General features: G+C 53.9%; 14 protein-coding genes and 1 pseudogene. 10 read left to right on the forward strand and 5 right to left on the reverse strand.

All coding sequences use genetic code 11. The features are described from left to right. Positions 1-24: 24 nt before the first annotated feature. Together IBT47_RS12955 and IBT47_RS12960 are read left to right on the forward strand one after the other, a co-directional pair. On the forward strand, positions 25-1,722 hold the full coding sequence (locus tag IBT47_RS12955; protein WP_200560855.1) for an ABC transporter ATP-binding protein: 1,698 nt from the start codon (positions 25-27) through the stop codon (positions 1,720-1,722). Beyond that, positions 1,715-3,472 (forward strand): ABC transporter ATP-binding protein, encoded by a 1,758-nt coding sequence (locus tag IBT47_RS12960; RefSeq protein WP_234471884.1) that lies wholly within the window; start codon positions 1,715-1,717, stop codon positions 3,470-3,472. Before IBT47_RS12955 ends, IBT47_RS12960 begins: the two co-directional genes overlap by 8 nt. 450 nt (positions 3,473-3,922) lie before the next feature. Here IBT47_RS12960 and IBT47_RS12965 read toward each other — a convergent pair whose 3' ends face one another. Then, positions 3,923-4,879 carry a VirK/YbjX family protein gene (locus IBT47_RS12965; RefSeq protein ID WP_200560738.1) on the reverse strand — a complete coding sequence of 319 codons (957 nt, stop codon included), beginning with the start codon at positions 4,877-4,879 and terminating at the stop codon, positions 3,923-3,925. A 298-nt stretch (positions 4,880-5,177) separates the two neighbouring features. Between IBT47_RS12965 and IBT47_RS12970 the strand changes: the two genes are divergently transcribed. Next, complete coding sequence (locus IBT47_RS12970) at positions 5,178-6,068, forward strand: GNAT family N-acetyltransferase (RefSeq protein WP_200560739.1); 891 nt, start codon at positions 5,178-5,180, stop codon at positions 6,066-6,068. Between the two features lie 52 nt (positions 6,069-6,120). On the opposite strand, the gene IBT47_RS12975 is transcribed toward IBT47_RS12970, so the two are convergent. Both IBT47_RS12975 and IBT47_RS12980 read right to left on the reverse strand, forming a co-directional pair. Next, the gene (locus tag IBT47_RS12975; protein ID WP_200560740.1) at positions 6,121-7,332 is read right to left on the reverse strand and encodes a cell wall metabolism sensor histidine kinase WalK; all 1,212 of its coding nucleotides are present in this window, start codon (positions 7,330-7,332) and stop codon (positions 6,121-6,123) included. Further along, positions 7,329-8,012: a response regulator transcription factor gene (locus IBT47_RS12980; RefSeq protein WP_234471885.1), complete on the reverse strand. Its 684-nt coding sequence runs from the start codon at positions 8,010-8,012 to the stop codon at positions 7,329-7,331. The genes IBT47_RS12975 and IBT47_RS12980 overlap by 4 nt, the downstream gene beginning before the upstream one ends. Before the next feature lie 89 nt (positions 8,013-8,101). Here IBT47_RS12980 and IBT47_RS12985 point away from each other — a divergent pair, with 89 nt between their 5' ends. The 6 genes and pseudogenes from IBT47_RS12985 to IBT47_RS13005 all read left to right on the forward strand — a co-directional run bounded on the left by IBT47_RS12985 (position 8,102) and on the right by IBT47_RS13005 (position 13,891). Beyond that, positions 8,102-8,890 carry a MipA/OmpV family protein gene (locus tag IBT47_RS12985; RefSeq protein WP_200560741.1) on the forward strand — a complete coding sequence of 263 codons (789 nt, stop codon included), beginning with the start codon at positions 8,102-8,104 and terminating at the stop codon, positions 8,888-8,890. Between the two features lie 149 nt (positions 8,891-9,039). Continuing rightward, a complete protein-coding gene (locus tag IBT47_RS12990) occupies positions 9,040-10,311 on the forward strand; it encodes a 4-aminobutyrate--2-oxoglutarate transaminase (protein ID WP_200560858.1) in 1,272 nt (423 codons plus the stop codon). Positions 10,312-10,560: 249 nt separating this feature from the next. Further along, positions 10,561-12,768, forward strand: coding sequence for a catalase/peroxidase HPI (katG, locus tag IBT47_RS12995; protein WP_200560742.1), 2,208 nt, complete (start codon positions 10,561-10,563; stop codon positions 12,766-12,768). Positions 12,769-12,978: 210 nt separating this feature from the next. After that, positions 12,979-13,068 (forward strand): annotated as a pseudogene (locus IBT47_RS27360) (STM2901 family protein); the annotation flags it as partial. Then, complete coding sequence (locus IBT47_RS13000) at positions 13,062-13,391, forward strand: DUF1493 family protein (RefSeq protein WP_200560743.1); 330 nt, start codon at positions 13,062-13,064, stop codon at positions 13,389-13,391. The pseudogene IBT47_RS27360 and the gene IBT47_RS13000, both read left to right, overlap by 7 nt. Positions 13,392-13,405: 14 nt before the next feature. Then, on the forward strand, positions 13,406-13,891 hold the full coding sequence (locus IBT47_RS13005) for a type VI secretion system tube protein TssD (protein WP_200560744.1): 486 nt from the start codon (positions 13,406-13,408) through the stop codon (positions 13,889-13,891). A 108-nt stretch (positions 13,892-13,999) separates the two neighbouring features. Here the strand turns inward: IBT47_RS13005 and IBT47_RS13010 are convergent, their stop codons facing one another. Next, positions 14,000-15,526: a cytosine permease gene (locus IBT47_RS13010; RefSeq protein WP_200560745.1), complete on the reverse strand. Its 1,527-nt coding sequence runs from the start codon at positions 15,524-15,526 to the stop codon at positions 14,000-14,002. A gap of 22 nt (positions 15,527-15,548) precedes the next feature. Continuing rightward, entirely contained in the window at positions 15,549-16,259 is a 711-nt protein-coding gene (gene deoD / locus IBT47_RS13015; protein ID WP_105592633.1) for a purine-nucleoside phosphorylase, read from the reverse strand. 251 nt (positions 16,260-16,510) lie between these two features. On the opposite strand from deoD, the gene IBT47_RS13020 reads away from it, so the two are divergent. Beyond that, a complete protein-coding gene (locus tag IBT47_RS13020; RefSeq protein WP_200560746.1) occupies positions 16,511-17,173 on the forward strand; it encodes a Crp/Fnr family transcriptional regulator in 663 nt (220 codons plus the stop codon). Positions 17,174-17,226 lie beyond the last annotated feature (53 nt).

A 17,226-nucleotide genomic window follows, 5' to 3' on the forward strand; every position in this document is an offset into this window, starting at 1 on the left:
CAGCGGGCGCGGCTGGCGCTGTCGATGAGCCTGGCGGTGTGCTATTCGCTGCTGGCGCTGGTGCCGTACGTGCTGGTCTGGCGGCTGGTGGACGGCATGCTCAGCGATCGCGCGCTCGCCGCCGGACAGGTGTGGCAGTGGGTCGGGCTGGCGGCGCTGGCGCTGGCGTTGAAAATTGCCCTGCAGCTCACCTCCGGCCTGCTGTCGCACCAGGCGGCCTTCCGGCTGCTGTTCGACCTGCGCCGCCGGGTGATCGAACGGGTCGGCAGGCTGCCGCTCAGCGTCTGTCATCAGCATACTTCCGCCCGGCTGAAGAAGATTATTTCCGACGATATCGGCCGCATCGAAACCTTTGTCGCCCACCATCTGCCGGATATGGCGGCGGCGATTATCACCCCGCCCGCCGCCGCGCTGCTGCTGTTTTTCTTTGACTGGCGGCTGGCGCTGGTGGCGCTGATCCCGCTGCCGGTGGCGATCCTGATGCAGTGCTGGATCTTTCGCGGCTTCAGCGGGCGCATCGGCGACTATCACCGGGTGGTGGCGGATCTGCATACCAGCATCACCGACTTTGTGAAAAGCATGCCGCTGGTAAAAACCTTCAATATGACGGTGGACTCCCATCGCCGCTACGCCCGCGCGGTGGACGAGCACTATCAGCTGGTCAGCGGCTGGCTGCGCGACACGCGTACGCCGATGGCGCTGTTCAAAATCAGCATCGACATCGGGCTGCTGTGCCTGATGCCGGTGGGGATCTGGCTGTTCGCCCAGGGCGAGGTGACGCTGGCGACGCTGTTTATGTTCCTGCTGCTTGGCGTGGGGCTGATGGAGCCGCTGTTTAACCTGCTGCAGTTTGCCGGGATGTTCAGCGAGCTGCTGAAAGGGGTGGAAAACATTCGCGACTTCGCCACCATGCCCGTGCAGCAGGAAGCCGGGCAGTGGGCGACGCTGAAGCACTACGATATCCGCTTCGAGCAGGTCGGTTTTGCCCACGGCAACAGTCAGAAAGCGACGCTGGAAAACCTCAGTTTTACCGCTCATCAGCATCAGATCACCGCTATCGTTGGCCCCAGCGGCGCGGGGAAAACCACCGCAGCGCAACTTATCCCCCGGCTGTACGAATATCAGCGCGGCGAGGTGCTGATTGGTGACGTGCCGATCACCGCGATGCCGCTGGAGCAACTGATGTCGCTGGTCAGCGTGGTATTCCAGGACGTGTTTATCTTTGAAGAAACGGTGGAGAACAATATCCGCATGGGCAACACCGCGCTGAGCGAGCCGCAGATCCGGGCGGCGGCGTGTGCGGCCTGCGCCGATGACTTTATCCGCGCCCTGCCGCAGGGCTATCACACCCCGATACGGCCCGGCATGCTCAGCGGCGGGCAGGCGCAGCGGCTGGCGATTGCCCGCGCCATCGCCAGAAATGCGCCGATCCTGATCCTCGATGAAGCGACAGCGTTTTCCGATGCGCGCAACGAGGCGCTGATCCAGCAGGCCCTGTCGGCGCTGATGCAGGGCAAAACGGTGCTGGTGATTGCCCACCGGCTGAACACGCTGACCGAGGTCGATAAGATTGTGGTGATGTCCCAGGGAACGAACGTGGCGGAAGGGCCGCACGCTGAACTGCTGGCGGCCTGCCCGCTGTATCTGCATATGTGGCAGGCGCACCAGCAGGCGCGCGAATGGCATCTGCCGGTACGGCAGCCGGAGGTGGTGCATGAATGATATTTTCAAGCTGATGAAACAGGTTGGCAACGCACTTAGCGGCCTGCGCAAAATGGTGCTGCTGACGGTGCTGGATGCGTTTCTCGCCTCGGTGCCTTACGCGCTGCTGTTTTACATCCTGCTCGACATGCTTTCAGGCGCGCCGGATTTGCGCTGGCAGTTCACGCTGGCGGCGGGCTGCCTGCTGTTGATGCTGGTGCGCGTGGCGCTGGCAAGGGTGCTTAACTTCAACCTGTCGCTGATGGGCTTCCGCGCCGGGTATCAGCTGCGCAAATCGCTGGGGGAGCATCTGCGGCGGCTGCCGATGGGCTTCTTTTATCACACCGATATGAGCAGCGTGAACAATACGCTGCTGAAGGATATCGATATGAGCGAGAAGATCTTCACCCATCTGTACGCGCCGTTTATCGCCAGCGTTTCCGTGGTGTGCTTCTTCGCGCTGGGCCTGCTGTTTAAGGACTGGCGGATGGGGCTGGCGATGCTGTCGACCCTGCCGCTGGCGGTGGCGGCTTTCCTGCTGACCCGCCGCTACGCGCGCCGCTGGACGGCGCAGATGCAGGCGCTGATGTTCCGCCTGAACGACGCGCTGATGGAGTATATCGACGGCATTAAAGAGTTGAAGGCCAGCCGGATGACCGGGCAGGCGTTTGGCCGACTGGATAAGGTGCTGGAGACGACCTGGCGGCAGTCGTTGATCGCCGAGAAGGCCAGCGCCTGGCCGGTTTACAGCTTTAATCTGCTGGTGGAGTGCGGATTTATCGTGCTGCTGGCGGCGGTCAGCTGGGCCTGGCTGGGGCAGACCCTGCCGATGGCCGAGGTGCTGATGTTCCTGATCGCCGCCGTGCGCTTCTTCCGTCCGCTGCTGAATATTTCGATGTTCCTCGCCGAGCTGAACTACTTTGGTCTGGCCGCCGGGCGCATTGCCACAGTGTTCGATCTGCCGGAGCTGCCGCAGGGCAATGAGATGCGCGATCCCGACCGGCTGCGCATTCGGCTGGAGAACGTCAGCTTTGCTTATCCTGAGAAACCGGCTCTGTTCGAGCGGCTGAATCTGACCATTGAGGCACAGCAGGTGACCGCGCTGGTCGGGCCGTCCGGATCGGGGAAATCAACTCTGGCATCGCTGATTGCCCGCTTCTGGGCGCTGGAGGGCGGCACTATCTGGGTCGGCAGCGATTCGCAGCGGATTGATACCGCGAAGATGGACGCCAGCCACTGGCAGTCGTATATCAGCGTGGTGTTTCAGCAGAGCTACGTGCTGAACGATACCATCGCCAATAACCTGCGGGTGGCGCAGCCGGATGCGGATTTGCAGGCTCTGCGGCGGGTGTGCGAAGCCGCGCGGCTGCTGCCGCTGATCGACAGTCTGCCCGACGGGATGGATACGCTGGTGGGCGCGGGCGGGGTGCATCTTTCGGGCGGCGAGCTACAGCGGCTGTCGATTGCCCGCGCGCTGCTGAAGGATGCGCCGCTGATTATTCTGGACGAGGCCAGCGCGTCGCTGGACCCGGAAAATGAGCGCGATATCCAGCTGGCGATGCAGTCGCTGACCGCCGGGAAAACGGTTCTAGTGATTGCCCATAAACTCTCTTCGGTGCGCTATGCCGACCGGATTGTGGTGATGAATGACGGGCGGATTGTGGAGCAGGGGGATCATCAGCAGCTGATGGCGGCGGACGGGCTGTATGCCGAGATGTGGGGGCTGCAGCAGCAGGCGATGAGCTGGCGGCCGGGGGCGACGGTAGCATAACTGGTCGGCTGGTCGGCTGGTCGGCTGGTCGGATCGTTGGCAGGTTGGCTGGGCGATCGGGGCCAGACCGGTGATGGCTGTGCGAAGGTCGCCCGGGCGATCGTGGTCAGGGCCGGGGGGAGACTGCGCACGCCGGAGCGGCAAAACCCGCATCCCTGCGTGCCTCGGAACGCGCCGTCCGTGGCGCGTTACGCCCGGCTTAGCGCAGTCTCCCCCCGTCCCTTTGATATCGGAGATGGCTGTGGGAAATCTGGCTCTACAGACTGAGTCCGTAACGTGGTTTTGTGAAGTGTACTAAGTTTACAGATTGAATTCGGTGGTTGTTGTCCGTGCGTCAGGCTATAGGGACATACTTGCGCCAGTGCAGCAAGCCGCCCCAACGCCTTCAACCGTGCAGCCATTTGAAGCGATGTTTGCAGCGACCGGTTTTGCTCAAATCCCCTTAGCTGCTCAGATGCAGCGGTTACTGGAAAGTTGCCGATCGATCTGGGCAGAAATGTCATCCAGTAGCTGATAGCGTTTGCGGTATTCGGACCTTTTTTTGCTCGGTATATCTTCAAGTGCCTTTCTGTGAGTGCTGGTAGGGAGCAAATAATAATCATCAAATGATGGGTAGCCGCCTGATGTTTCCCAGAATTCATCATAGTCTGCATGCATGTGTTTTTTACGGTTCCTGTATCTCAGTGACTGATAAACATGCGTTCTGTTAGATACGGCCAGTACTGTCTTCACCTTAAAGCGTTGCGCGATAGACAGTAGGAACTCGAAAACCAGCCTTTTGGGAAACATGCCGTGAAGATTTTTAGTCGCGCGCTGGATCCTTTCCTGAGCGCTTTCACCATTGGGACCCTGTAAGCCTCCCACCATCATCCCTCTTACGCCGTCACACTCAATCAGCGTGAAGGTGACGGAGCACAGCAAATCACCCGCGCCATCGCTAAGAATAAGACTGGATTCGCCTTCTCGGTCTAATTTGTGCGTGGAGACAAAGTTAAGACGAAACGATTCTGCGTATTTCGTTTCAAATTCTGCGATACACAGCGAGTTATCAAGATGCCGGTTAAAAACATCGGGAGTGACAACCGTCTGCATAACGGTGTAATGGTACAAAATCGCCTCCAACCCATCCTGTCGACTGAGGATGCTGGTCAGATAAGGGCGATGTAGTCTGCACGGCAGGCGCGGCTGAGCAAGCAGGAGTTTCTCGTAGCTGGGATGCCCGGTAAGCAGTTTTAACAGTTTATGCGTCGTAAACGGCATAAGCAGACTGCGCGCTAAAAACTTGTGACGGAATTTTTTCGAATTCCAGAGTTCATGGGGGATATGTTTTCCCTGAAAAAGCGACAAACAGAGTTTCCATGGCGATAAGGGCAGGGGAAGCATTATTACATCATCTTGATGGGACATAATATTCCTTTATGATTCGATGAGGTTGTCATCAGTCATGAAAATTAAAATTCAGGAGATTTTCAATTCTTCTGTTTCATCATGAAGTATTGAATTCAAGTATCTGAACAGGATTTCATAAGTCTGTTAATTCTGATTCGGGGATTTATCAAGACATTATCAAGATGAGAGGGTTTGGTTTTGATGCTTTCGATAGGTTAATAAGAAGAGAAGGTAAGAACTGTATTCCTTAATGCGGCCTTGACCTGGTATTGACATAATGATTATACACTCTGATTTTTTAAAGAGTGTTAATTTCATGATTAATCTTAAACGACGTTTATATGGCTGGTCGACGTGCAGTGCAGAAATATATCGCGCGTGTTATGAGATGTTCGGCGGCAGCGTTAACGTTCACCCTGACGTCCTGGATTATGCAACGCAAAAAACAGGTAAGAAACTGGCGTATTATCATAAGAGGGTGAAGGGAAACGTTGTAGCAGCCTATCCGGTCGTTGATGATAAAGATATCGGCGTTAACCTGTGGTCCCGCTATCCCTTTTCTTATGATGAAGTCCTTTTCCCATTAGATAAAACAAAACGATTTCTTCTGCCGGAATCAGGTAATCGGATATCGCCTCTGATGAAAGAGTGTCTGTTAAATGTCAATTACACACTGGCCCGAAAAAAGACCATTTGTTTGGTAAAGGAATCATTTTCTAGTCGAACGCATAAAAATAGGCGAAATGAGTATCGGAAGTTTCTTGCGGCAGGTGGGAAATGTATTGATCAGGTTCAGTTTACCGCTGAAGAACTGGTAGATATCTATATCAAACTATTCAATGACAGATTTAAAAATAAGGTGAGATGCTATGGCAGAGAGGAACTGAAGGACACAATAACCTCTCTTCGGCATCTTATGTTTGGCTATGTACTTTTTGTTGGGGAGGAGCCCTCCGCCTTCGATCTTGTTTTTAGTGCAGAAAGTTCGGGTATGATATATTTCGATGTTCCGAATGGTGGCGTTAATCCGAAGCATTCGGCATTGAGTACGGGAAGTTTACTGATGTGGAAAAATATTGAGTCTGCAAAACGTTATGCTGAAGAAAGGAATAAAATTATGCATTTTTCAATTGGTTCTCTTGAAGCCGAGTGGGATTACAAACGAAGGTGGGCTAACGTCATGAAGACCGGAAAGGTGGTGATTTAATTCTCTTATTTAAAGGGTTAACCTGTATATACCAGGTTAACCTGGGGCAGGATTATTTATTGGCGTCATTATCCTTAGGGAGGGAAACGGTAAATGTCAGTCCACCATCCTCATTTTTTTTGACTGAAATTGAGCCATGATGAGCATGGCAGATAGCATCCGCAATCGATAATCCCAATCCTGAGCCCCCGGAGTTTCTTGATCTGGACGTTTCGGCACGAGAGAATCGTAAAAACATTTCTTCTAAAAAGGAATCTGACACACCATTGCCATAATCCCTGACATTTACGAGGATATTGTTGTCTACATTCAAGAGGGTAAGGTCTATTATTTTTCCCTCTGCGGCATATCTTAACGCATTATCCAGTAAAATAGAGATGACCTGGCCTACCCTGAAATGATCGGCATAGCACATCAACTCTTTTTCACCATAAATATTCACCTCCACACCCAGTTCCAGTAGTTTCGGCTTGAGCCATGACACTTTCTCTCGAACCACGTCGTTGATGGCAATTTTTTGATAATTGAGATACAGCTCGCCTGCCCGCGCCAGTGACAGGAGATGAAGATCTTCAACCAAATGGTTAAGGTGCTGTAACTGCCGCATGACCATTAAATGCTGATCCGCATCGGGACTGAAGACGCCATCAATCAGCCCCTGCAGTCGACCTATAGCCGCGGTAAGGGGGGAGCGCAGCTCATGCGCAATGGCAACATGTGACGCTTTTAATTCTTTATCATAACGAGCGAGCTGCGCCGACATGAGATTTAAGTCTTCAGTCAATCGATTGAGTTCGATGGGTACCGATCCCGGCGTTTCCACCTTAACGCCAAAATTGCCTTTAGCAACCGCGCGTGCCACCTCGGCCAGATGAGAAATATGTTTTGATAAGGGTCTGACAGCTCTTAGCGTGATGAAAATGATGACTGGGATAGAAGCCATGACGAGAGAGATCACCAGAGCCCAGTCGGAAAATTCAAAATCTGGATTGGAAAATTCTAGCCCGTACCATTTGTCAATAATTTCATGATAGCGATTTATGTCGATCGTAGGGTCTTTAATCAAGAAATTAAGTTCATTCCGCTCACTCTCTGGTATTTTGTTTTTCATTAATACGGAAGGAATGTAATATCTTAACCAAATAATGGAGGTGATTATAAGGATAGCGCCTATCGCCAGTGAAAGCAGTCTGGTGCAGATCCAACGCCAAAGTGTGATAGTGTTTTTTTTATTTTTTGAAAATAAATAATTTCGAAATTTCATTTGTCGCTAAACCTGTAACCAATGCCTCTGATGTTAGTAATCATTCCTTTTTTTCCGGCGAGATCCAGTTTTTTTCTTAAATTGTAGACATGAGTGTCTACTACTCGTTCCAGAGCATCACTTTCCGGGTCACAGGCTTCAAGAAGCGACTGGCGACTAAAGGCCTTAAAAGGATGAGCCATGAAGGTAAACAAAAGCTTCATCTCTGTTGGTGTCAATTCCAGATGATTATTCCTCCCTTCGATTGCGACGTGGGCTCTGAACGCATCGGTGTCGGCATGAATATTTTCAAACTGCAGTTCCTTTACTATTTTTACAGCTGAACTCCGTCGTAAAACGGCATGGATCCGGGCAACCACTTCTCCGGGGTTGTAAGGTTTGACGATATAATCATCAGCACCAAATCTTAACGCACTGATTTTATCACTGCCTTCACCAATCGCGGTGATCATAATGATTGGGACGTCGCTCTTTCTTCTGATATCCAATAAAACTTCGGTGCCGCTCTTATTTGGCAGCATTACGTCAAGAAGAATCAGGTCCGGTTTCCAACTCAGGATAAGGTCATATCCTCGTTGTCCATCACTGGCTATCATCGTGTGGAATTGATCCCTTTTTAGATAGGCTTCAAGTACATTTGCTGCATCCAGGTCATCTTCTACGATTAACACTTTTTTCATCTTGATAAAACCTTGATGGTGAGTTGTCAGTATCTTGACTGGGTCAAGTAATAATCTTTGTTTCAGGAAGTATAAGATATATTTGGGGAATGAAGAAGATGAATTTTAAATGCTTATCCACTGCGGGTGTTTTTACAGGCGTGTTTTTTTCAGGATTGGTTAGTGCAGCTGAAAATGAACACCATGTAAGTACAGTTGGTTTAGGCTTTGTCAGTGCCGGGAAATACAGCGGTTCTGATGAAAGAACCTTCACTCCGTCGCCTTTCTTTCATTTTCAGTACAATAACATTTTCCTGGATGATGCCGAAGGGCTGGGGATGATGTTTGAACTTACGGATGGATTTTATTTTTCACAGGCGATGGGATATTCATCCGGACGTAGTGATAAAAATTCAAGCTGGAAAGAAGGCTCAGAAAAACTCAAAGGAATGGGGTCGATAAAAGGAGCATTAACTTCATCGACCACGCTGGGTTGGAGTTACGGTAACCAATTCTCTATTGAAGCGAATTTAACCGCGCCATTAACCGACAGTCAGGGGGTTAAATATCGTGCGGGAATAAATTACAACATATGGTCCAATGACAGTGATACGTTGGTTATTGGTTCTAATGCAAACTTTGGTGATGCCCGATCGAATAATACCTTCTACGGAATATCCGAGACACAGAGTGCGCATTCGGGGTATGCGAAATATAAAGCAGGATCGGGATTATACAGCGTAGATACCCGCCTGACATGGACACATATTTTCAATAAGAACTGGTGGAGCTATGCTGACGTCAGCTACACGAAACTCGGTAAAAACGTCCGCGAGAGCAATATCGTATTTAAAGACCATTCCACCGATTTTTCAGTCGGGTTGCTTTATTCGTTCTGAGTGAAGGGCGGGAAGCGAGAGTAATGGTTCCGGTTAAAAAATCGGTATGGGCTCTCGCCTTAGATGTCAGTTCAAGGCTATATAATCATTCATACCTGTTCGTTCAACGTGCGGTATCCGCCAGTTGCCGACTTTAAGTGAGGGATATGATGACTAACGCAGAACTGAATCAACGACGTCAGCAGGCCACACCCCGTGGTATCGGCGTGATGTGTAATTTCTTTGCCGAACGGGCGGAGAATGCCACGCTGTGGGATGTGGAAGGGCGCGAATATATTGATTTTGCCGCCGGGATCGCGGTACTGAATACCGGGCATCGTCACGCGAAAATCATTGAGGCCGTCACCCGGCAGCTGACGCAGTTTACGCATACCGCCTACCAGATTGTTCCCTATGAAAGCTACGTCTCGCTGGCCGAGAAAATTAACCAGCGCGTGCCGATTGCCGGGCCGTGCAAAACGGCATTTTTCTCCACGGGTGCAGAAGCGGTGGAAAACGCGGTGAAAATTGCCCGCGCGCATACCGGGCGCCCCGGCGTTATTGCTTTTGGCGGTGCGTTCCACGGTCGTACCTTTATGACCATGGCGCTGACCGGCAAAGTGGCCCCCTACAAGCTCGGTTTCGGGCCGTTCCCCGGACAGGTCTTCCACGCCCGTTACCCTAATGCGCTGCACGGCGTGTCCACGGAAGAGGCCCTGGCCAGCCTGGAAACGTTGTTTAAAACCGATATCGATCCGAAGCAGGTGGCGGCGATTATTCTGGAGCCGGTCCAGGGGGAAGGCGGTTTTAATATTGCTCCGGCCGATTTTATGCGGGCGCTGCGTGAGCTTTGCGATCGGCACGGTATTTTGATGATTGCCGATGAGGTACAGGCCGGTTTTGCCCGCACCGGCGAGATGTTTGCGATGGAGCATTACCCGGATGTGGAAGTCGATTTGCTGACGATGGCGAAAAGCCTGGCGGGTGGTCTGCCGCTGTCGGCGGTGGCCGGTAAGGCCGAGGTGATGGATGCACCTGCACCGGGTGGACTGGGCGGCACTTACGCGGGGAATCCGCTGGCGCTGGCCGCCGCACATGCGGTGCTGGATATTATCGACGGAGAGCGGCTTTGCGAACGCTCCCGCCGCCTCGGCAGCGAACTGGCTGAGGTGCTGAACGGCCTGAAAACGGAATGCGCGGCAATTGCGGAAGTTCGCGCGCTGGGATCGATGGTTGCCGTTGAGCTAAACGATCCCGCTACCGGCCAGCCGTCGGCGGAGCTAACCCGCCTGGTGCAGCAGAAAGCGCTGGAAAACGGTCTGCTGCTGCTCTCCTGCGGCACTTACGGCAACGTTATCCGCTTTCTCTACCCGCTTACGATTCCTGATGCCCAGTTCAAAAGGGCACTGGCGATCCTGAGCGATGCGCTGAAAGCCATCTGATCGCCTTTCTCACCGAATAAAGGCCTGCATAATGCAGGCCTTTTGCGTTGTTGGGCTGCAAACAACGGGTTCAGCGCTAAAAAGCCAAATTATGCGAATTGTTGCCCGCCAATAGGCTGATTGCCCGACGGTTTTCATTACTCCTCTCAGAAAGTAAGGAAAAGGCTATTAAATATATAGGGTGTTTCAAATGTGACCCGCTTAAACCCGCGTATAGAGTAGCCAGAGAATAACAACAGGAGTAGAGCAATGAGCAATTCGACCGATCAAGAAGCAAACGATGCAAAGCCGATTGTTGAAGCAGACAGAGAAGCCCCGGCCGGTAAATGCCCTTTCCATGCGGGGAAACCGAATCAAACCTCCGGCGGCGGCACGGGGAATCGCGACTGGTGGCCTAACCAGCTGCGCGTTGACCTGTTAAACCAGCACTCCTCCCGATCTAATCCGTTAGGTGAATCTTTTGATTACCGCAAAGAGTTCGCCAAACTCGACTATTCCGCGCTGAAAGGCGATCTGAAAGCGCTGCTGACCGATTCGCAGTCCTGGTGGCCCGCCGACTGGGGCAGCTATATCGGGCTGTTTATTCGTATGGCGTGGCACAGCGCGGGGACCTACCGCTCGGTTGACGGACGCGGCGGCTCCGGACGCGGCCAGCAGCGCTTTGCGCCGCTCAACTCCTGGCCTGATAACGTCAGCCTGGATAAAGCGCGCCGTCTGCTGTGGCCGGTGAAGCAGAAATACGGCCAGAAAATCTCCTGGGCCGACCTCTATATTCTTGCCGGTAACGTGGCGCTGGAAAACTCCGGTTTCCGCACCTTCGGCTTCGGTGCCGGGCGTGAAGACGTCTGGGAACCGGATCAGGATGTGAACTGGGGTGATGAAAAAACCTGGCTTGAGCACCGTCACCCGGAAGCGCTGGCGCAGTCGCCGCTGGGAGCAACCGAAATGGGGCTGATCTACGTCAACCCGGAAGGTCCGGAACACAGCGGCGATCCGGCTTCGGCGGCTCCGGCCATTCGCGCCACCTTCGGCAATATGGGCATGAACGATGAAGAGATCGTTGCGCTTATTGCCGGCGGCCATACGCTGGGGAAAACCCACGGAGCGGCACCGGCCAGCCACGTCGGGACCGATCCGGAAGCCTCGCCGATTGAAGCCCAGGGCCTGGGCTGGGCCAGCAGCTACGGCAGCGGGTCCGGTGCGCATGCCATCACCTCCGGGCTGGAAGTGACCTGGTCGCAGACGCCAACCCAGTGGAGCAACTATTTCTTCGAGAACCTGTTCAAATACGAGTGGGTGCAGACCCGCAGCCCGGCAGGGGCGATTCAGTTTGAAGCCAGCAATGCGGGGGATGTGATCCCCGATGCCTTCGACAGTGCGAAGAAGCATAAGCCAACCATGCTGGTCACCGACCTGACCCTGCGCTTTGACCCGGAATTCGAGAAGATTTCGCGCCGCTTCCTGAACGACCCGCAGGCGTTTAATGAAGCCTTCGCCCGCGCCTGGTACAAGCTGACCCACCGCGATATGGGGCCGAAAGCACGCTACATCGGACCGGAAGTCCCGAAAGAAGATTTAATCTGGCAGGACCCGCTGCCGCAGCCGGTTTATCACCCAACGGTCGGCGATATTGCGTTACTGAAAGAGAAAATCAAATCATCCGGTTTGACGGTCAGTGAGCTGGTGTCGGTGGCGTGGGCTTCGGCCTCCACCTTCCGCGGCGGCGATAAGCGCGGCGGTGCCAACGGGGCTCGGCTGGCCCTGCTGCCGCAGCGCGAATGGGAGGTCAACGCCGTTGCCGCCCGCGTGCTGCCGAAGCTGGAAGCGATCCAGCAGTCGGTGCAAAAAGCTTCGCTGGCGGATGTGATTGTGCTGGCCGGTGCGGTGGGCGTGGAGCTGGCGGCGAAGGCGGCCGGAGTGGACATCGAGGTGCCGTTTACCCCGGGCCGCGTGGATGCACGTCAGGATCAGACCGATGTCGATTCGTTCGCCTGGCTGAAGCCGCTGGCCGACGGTTTCCGCAACTATCGCGGGCACGGCGGCGGTTCGACTGAAAACCTGCTGATCGATAAAGCCCAGCAGCTGACGCTGACCGTGCCGGAACTGACGGTGCTGGTGGGCGGGCTGCGTGCGCTGGGTGCCAACTACGACGGCAGCCAGCACGGAATATTTACCGACCGGCCGGGCGAACTGACCGCCGACTTCTTCGTAAATCTGCTGGATATGCGTACCGAATGGAAAGCGACAGATGCCAGCGCCGAGCGGTTTGAAGGGCGCGATCGTCAGAGCGGAGAGGTGAAATATACCGCCACACGTGCTGATCTGGTGTTTGGCTCCAACGCCGTGCTGCGCGCTTCGGCGGAGGTTTATGCCAGTGAGGATGCGAAAGAGAAGTTTGTGAAGGACTTTGTTGCCGCCTGGAACCGGGTGATGAATCTGGACCGCTTCGAACTTTGACCGACTTTTCCCCGGTGATATCCGCCGGGGAGAACAGACGCCCGCCCGGTTTATGCGGCGAAGGCCGAACGTTATACGCTTAACGTCCGGCTTCGCGGTTTGAATCGCGGCGGGCTTTTTGTTTGATGTATAAAGGCTTAGTGGCTTTGATGAAATGGTAAGAGAATCATTTTATGCGCTTGCAGGATCGCGCGGCTTTGAAGTAATAAAATTATTCTTGCTGCGGATATATCAGAAATTACCTATTGTACAGTTCGTGATTACAACAGGATAGCGAGGGGCGGTGACAAATTATGGTAGCCGATAATATTGAACAACGAATCTACGAGCTTGTAAAACCTTATGCAGGTACGTATCTCTTTACCAAAAAAAATATCACTCTCACGCCTGAAACAGACTTGGATTTTGATTTAAGTATTGATGAACTTGAAGCCGAGGATTTGATGGCTGAGTTTTTTAACACTTTCCTCGTTCAAAAGGGACGCTTCAATATTAAAACATATTTCCCGGATGAGAATATGTCGCTAAACCCATTCAGAAAAAACGCCCCGACAGCTGTTCCTGATTTTACTATTGGAATGCTCATAGCATCAGCCAAAGCGGGTCGTTGGTTATACGATTAAAAAGGAGTTTTACTATGGCCGTACCTGTTCACCTTTGGTTGAAAGATGATGGCGGAGCTGCGATCAAAGGTTCTTGCGATGTCAGAGATCGTGAAGGAAGCATCGAACTTCGCAGTATTCACCATAATCTGAGTATCCCTACTGATATGAATACAGGGAAACTAACAGGAACTCGTCAACATGCGCCCTTTCAATTTGAAAAGGAGATTGATAGTGCCTCCCCTTACATTTATAAAGCTGTTGCTACAGGGCAGGCGTTAAAAAGTGCCGAAATTAGGTGGTATTGTATTAATGATGCGGGGCAGGAGGTTGAGTATTTTAATATCCTATTGGAAGGTGTGAGGGTTATTTCAGTTACACCTACGATGCATGATACCCGGACCAGCACAGGGACCGGACACATGGAAAGTGTTGCTCTGCGATATGAAAGAATTACCTGGAAATATGTTGATGGTAATATTCAGTACACCGATGCATGGAACGAACGAGCAACTGCATAATCATGCAATAAATTTATGTTGGGTTGCCGCCAGCCAAAATCCCTTAAAGTAATGCCACCGCGCCTGTCTGATGTGTTTTCGCAGGCGCAGTGGCTACCGCTAAGTAAGTTACAGCGCTTTCTGCGGATGGCTCGCCTTAAGCTTTCCGCTCTGAGTATCAGATGCCGAAACCGATTCAATCTTCAGCACAAAAGTCAGCAGCGCATAGATCCCGCCGCCGGTCACCATCGACACAATCACCCCAATATTAGCGGTGGCAAACAGGCTTTTGCGGGCTTCATCGGTCAGTAAAAATCCGACGATATGCGCGATATAAGGATCGCTGGAGGTAATGGTCCCCAGGCCGACCAGCGTGGCGACGCACAGCGCCAGCAGCGCCGTCCAGCGTCCGCTTCTGCCGCCCGATTCGGGTTTGTTGGCCAGGGTCACATCCCAGCCCAGGCGCTTCTGCCGCACGAAATCAATCAGCTGAATAGCTCCGGCGGAGCCGATGACTACCGAGATCGACGCCAGGAATGACTGGAAGGTTGACAGGAAGGAGTCGGAGATAAACATCAGGTAGAACGCACCGAAGCCGATAATCAGCGCATTGATCGCAGTAGTCGCCGCGCGGCTGACCGGCAGGCCGAGCGCCAGCAGCGCCAGACCGGAGCTGTAGATACCGGTAATCGCTGCCGACAGCAGGGAGATAATAATCACCACGGAGAACGGCACGTAGAACCACATTGGCAGCAGGTCGGTCAGCGAGGATATCGGTGACTGCGCCGCCGCTGCGCTGAGGTCCGGGTTGCTGTCGGCCAGCAGGGTTCCCAGGATCAGCAGAATACTGACCGGGAAGGAGATGCCCGCCGTGGTCCAGAAAATCACCTTCGAGGCCGGGGTTTTCTTCGGCAGATAGCGGGCAAAATCGCCGCCGTAGTTCAGGAAGCCCAGTCCCACCATGGTCATCGCCATTACCGCGCCGCCGATCCAGGTCAGCAGGCTGCCCTGATGGGCGCTGACGCCCACGCGATCCCAGTGAATGTGCGGCAGGATCAGGAAAATAAAGATAATGCTCATAAAGCCGGTCAGCCAGGCGATATATTTTTCCACCTTCATAATCAGCTGATGACCATAGACCGCCACCGACATGGTCAGCGCCAGGCTGAGAATAAACCAGCCGAGTATGCAGCCGAGCGTCGGCTTGCCGTCGGCCAGTGCAAAGGCGGCGGGCCAGAGTTTGGCAAACAGCGCCGCGCCGGAGGTGGAGGCGAGGGTGATCAGGGTGATCTTCCAGCCCATATTGGAAATATAGGCAAACAGAGTCGGGAATTTATTGCCGTGATAGCCAAAGCAGAAGCGGGTCTGGGTCAGCGTCGGCAGGCCGGTTCGCGGGCCGCCGACAGCCAGAATACCCACCAGGAAGCAGGAGATCAGATAGCCGACAATACCGGCGCTGATCGACTGCCAGACATTCAGTCCCAGGGAGTAAACGTAAATCCCGTAGGCGATGCCGAGGATTGAGACGTTCCAGGAGAACCACACCGGGAACAGCCCGGACGGCGAGCCGTAGCGTTCAGATTCCGGGACGGTATTGACGCCGTTGGCTTCAACTTTTAGCCCGCCGGAGGTGGGCTGCTGTGTAGAGTTTGTCATCGGATAAGCCTTATCAAGAGGTTCAATCGCTAAAAATGGCGGTTTCTAATGCCAGCCGGAACATATTGTCTAACGCGGTTTGTTGTTGTTCTTCGGCGGGTTCTTCGCCGGTATTGCTGTTAATGCAGGCGGTCAGCAGGCTCAGTGCCCTGGCGCGATGCTGTGCGGCGAGGGTATACAGCGCCGAGGTTTCCATTTCGACGGCCAGTATGTTCATTTTGCGCAGCGCGGGCAGCATCCCGGCGGGCTTGTCGTACAGCAGGTCGTTGGTGAAGGTGTTGCCGAACTGCGCGGGGATCTGCTGATGTTGTGCCACGGTCCAGCAGTGGCGCAGCAGATCGAAATCCGCCACGGCGGCGTAGTCGTAGCCGCCGAAGCGGTCGCGGTTGACCGACGACGAGGTGCCCGCACCGGTGGCGACGATAACGTTGCGCATATCCACGCCGTCATCCACCGCGCCGCAGGTGCCCACGCGGATCAGCGTTTTCACCTCAAAGCCGGTAATCAGTTCGTGGACATAGATCGAAACGGAAGGGATGCCCATGCCGTGCGCCATGACGGAGAGGCGTTTCCCCTTGTAGTAGCCGGTGTAGCCGAACATGTTGCGGGTATCGCAGACGCGTCTGGCGTCGGTCAGATACGTTTCCGCAATACGCTGCGCGCGCAGCGGATCGCCCGGCATAATTACGGTGTCGGCGAAGTCGCCGGGTCTGGCGTTAATATGTGGCGTCATCAGAGTGCTCCTGCTGTGGTTCAGGCCCCGATGGTAGAAATCCCCGCGCGGCGTGAAAAAGGCAAATGTCCGGGCCTGGCCGACGGCGATCACAAAATTCATTTATTTGCCGTTCTGTGCGGCGGTGAATCCACAGAAAACGCGGTGTGCTGAAGAAAGGAGTGCGAGAATGAACGGCTGATAGCGTATTGACAATGCTTCAGCCGGGCGGCTAGTCTCAGCCACTTTTTTGCCGTTGAGAGCGCGATATTATGACAATCATTCAGCAGTTTGCGCAGCGTGGGCATCAGATCCTGCGCGATGCGGTTAATGCGGCACCGTTGAAAAGTAAACTGATGGGAGCCGGTGAGGTTATCCTGCGACAGGGTGAGGAGATTAAAGCCCTTTACTGGATTGCGCTGGGTGAATACACCATGCATTACAACGCGGGCAACGGGAAAACCTTCAGCCTCGGCCAGCGCTTCGTCAGCGATACGATCATCGGGGAAATTGAATATCTGACTCATACGCCCAGCCAGTTTTCGGTGGTGGCCCATGAATCGATGACGGTGAAGGTGATCCCCCGGGTGATGATGGACGAGCTGCTGACCCGTCATGCGGAGGTTGGCGTCTGGCTCAGCCAGCTGCTGTCGACCAGCTACCAGCGCGGTATGGCGAAAACCATGGAGCGTTTCCTCCAGCCGCTGATGTTAAATATCGTGTCGGATCTGTATGAACGGCATCAGCAGAACAAACCGCTGGTCGATTTTTCACAGGTTTATCGGGAAGCCGAACGCTTTGGCTGCTCCGAGCGCACCTACCGCCGTGCGCTGCATCAGCTGGTGGACGAAAAGTATCTTGAGAAGGTCGCCAGCGACTATGTCATTTGCGATATCGATAAATTCCGCCAGCTACTGTTGCACCCGGAGAAATAAACCGGCCGATGGCGGATCGGCCATCTGCGCTCACGCTTTCAGTACGGATGAAA

The organism is Erwinia sp. S43, from assembly GCF_016624745.1.
GTDB classification, from domain to species: Bacteria; Pseudomonadota; Gammaproteobacteria; order Enterobacterales; family Enterobacteriaceae; genus Erwinia; species Erwinia coffeiphila.

What these genes read in the sequence shown, in the direction of transcription:
- IBT47_RS12955 (WP_200560855.1), top strand. Translation starts at nt 25, where the DNA reads ATGAGCCTGGCGGTGTGCTATTCGCTGCTGGCGCTGGTGCCGTACGTG.
- IBT47_RS12960 (WP_234471884.1), top strand. Translation starts at nt 1,715, where the DNA reads ATGAATGATATTTTCAAGCTGATGAAACAGGTTGGCAACGCACTTAGC.
- IBT47_RS12965 (WP_200560738.1), bottom strand. Translation starts at nt 4,879, where the DNA reads ATGTCCCATCAAGATGATGTAATAATGCTTCCCCTGCCCTTATCGCCA.
- IBT47_RS12970 (WP_200560739.1), top strand. Translation starts at nt 5,178, where the DNA reads ATGATTAATCTTAAACGACGTTTATATGGCTGGTCGACGTGCAGTGCA.
- IBT47_RS12975 (WP_200560740.1), bottom strand. Translation starts at nt 7,332, where the DNA reads ATGAAATTTCGAAATTATTTATTTTCAAAAAATAAAAAAAACACTATC.
- IBT47_RS12980 (WP_234471885.1), bottom strand. Translation starts at nt 8,012, where the DNA reads ATGAAAAAAGTGTTAATCGTAGAAGATGACCTGGATGCAGCAAATGTA.
- IBT47_RS12985 (WP_200560741.1), top strand. Translation starts at nt 8,102, where the DNA reads ATGAAGAAGATGAATTTTAAATGCTTATCCACTGCGGGTGTTTTTACA.
- IBT47_RS12990 (WP_200560858.1), top strand. Translation starts at nt 9,040, where the DNA reads ATGACTAACGCAGAACTGAATCAACGACGTCAGCAGGCCACACCCCGT.
- katG (WP_200560742.1), top strand. Translation starts at nt 10,561, where the DNA reads ATGAGCAATTCGACCGATCAAGAAGCAAACGATGCAAAGCCGATTGTT.
- IBT47_RS13000 (WP_200560743.1), top strand. Translation starts at nt 13,062, where the DNA reads ATGGTAGCCGATAATATTGAACAACGAATCTACGAGCTTGTAAAACCT.
- IBT47_RS13005 (WP_200560744.1), top strand. Translation starts at nt 13,406, where the DNA reads ATGGCCGTACCTGTTCACCTTTGGTTGAAAGATGATGGCGGAGCTGCG.
- IBT47_RS13010 (WP_200560745.1), bottom strand. Translation starts at nt 15,526, where the DNA reads ATGACAAACTCTACACAGCAGCCCACCTCCGGCGGGCTAAAAGTTGAA.
- deoD (WP_105592633.1), bottom strand. Translation starts at nt 16,259, where the DNA reads ATGACGCCACATATTAACGCCAGACCCGGCGACTTCGCCGACACCGTA.
- IBT47_RS13020 (WP_200560746.1), top strand. Translation starts at nt 16,511, where the DNA reads ATGACAATCATTCAGCAGTTTGCGCAGCGTGGGCATCAGATCCTGCGC.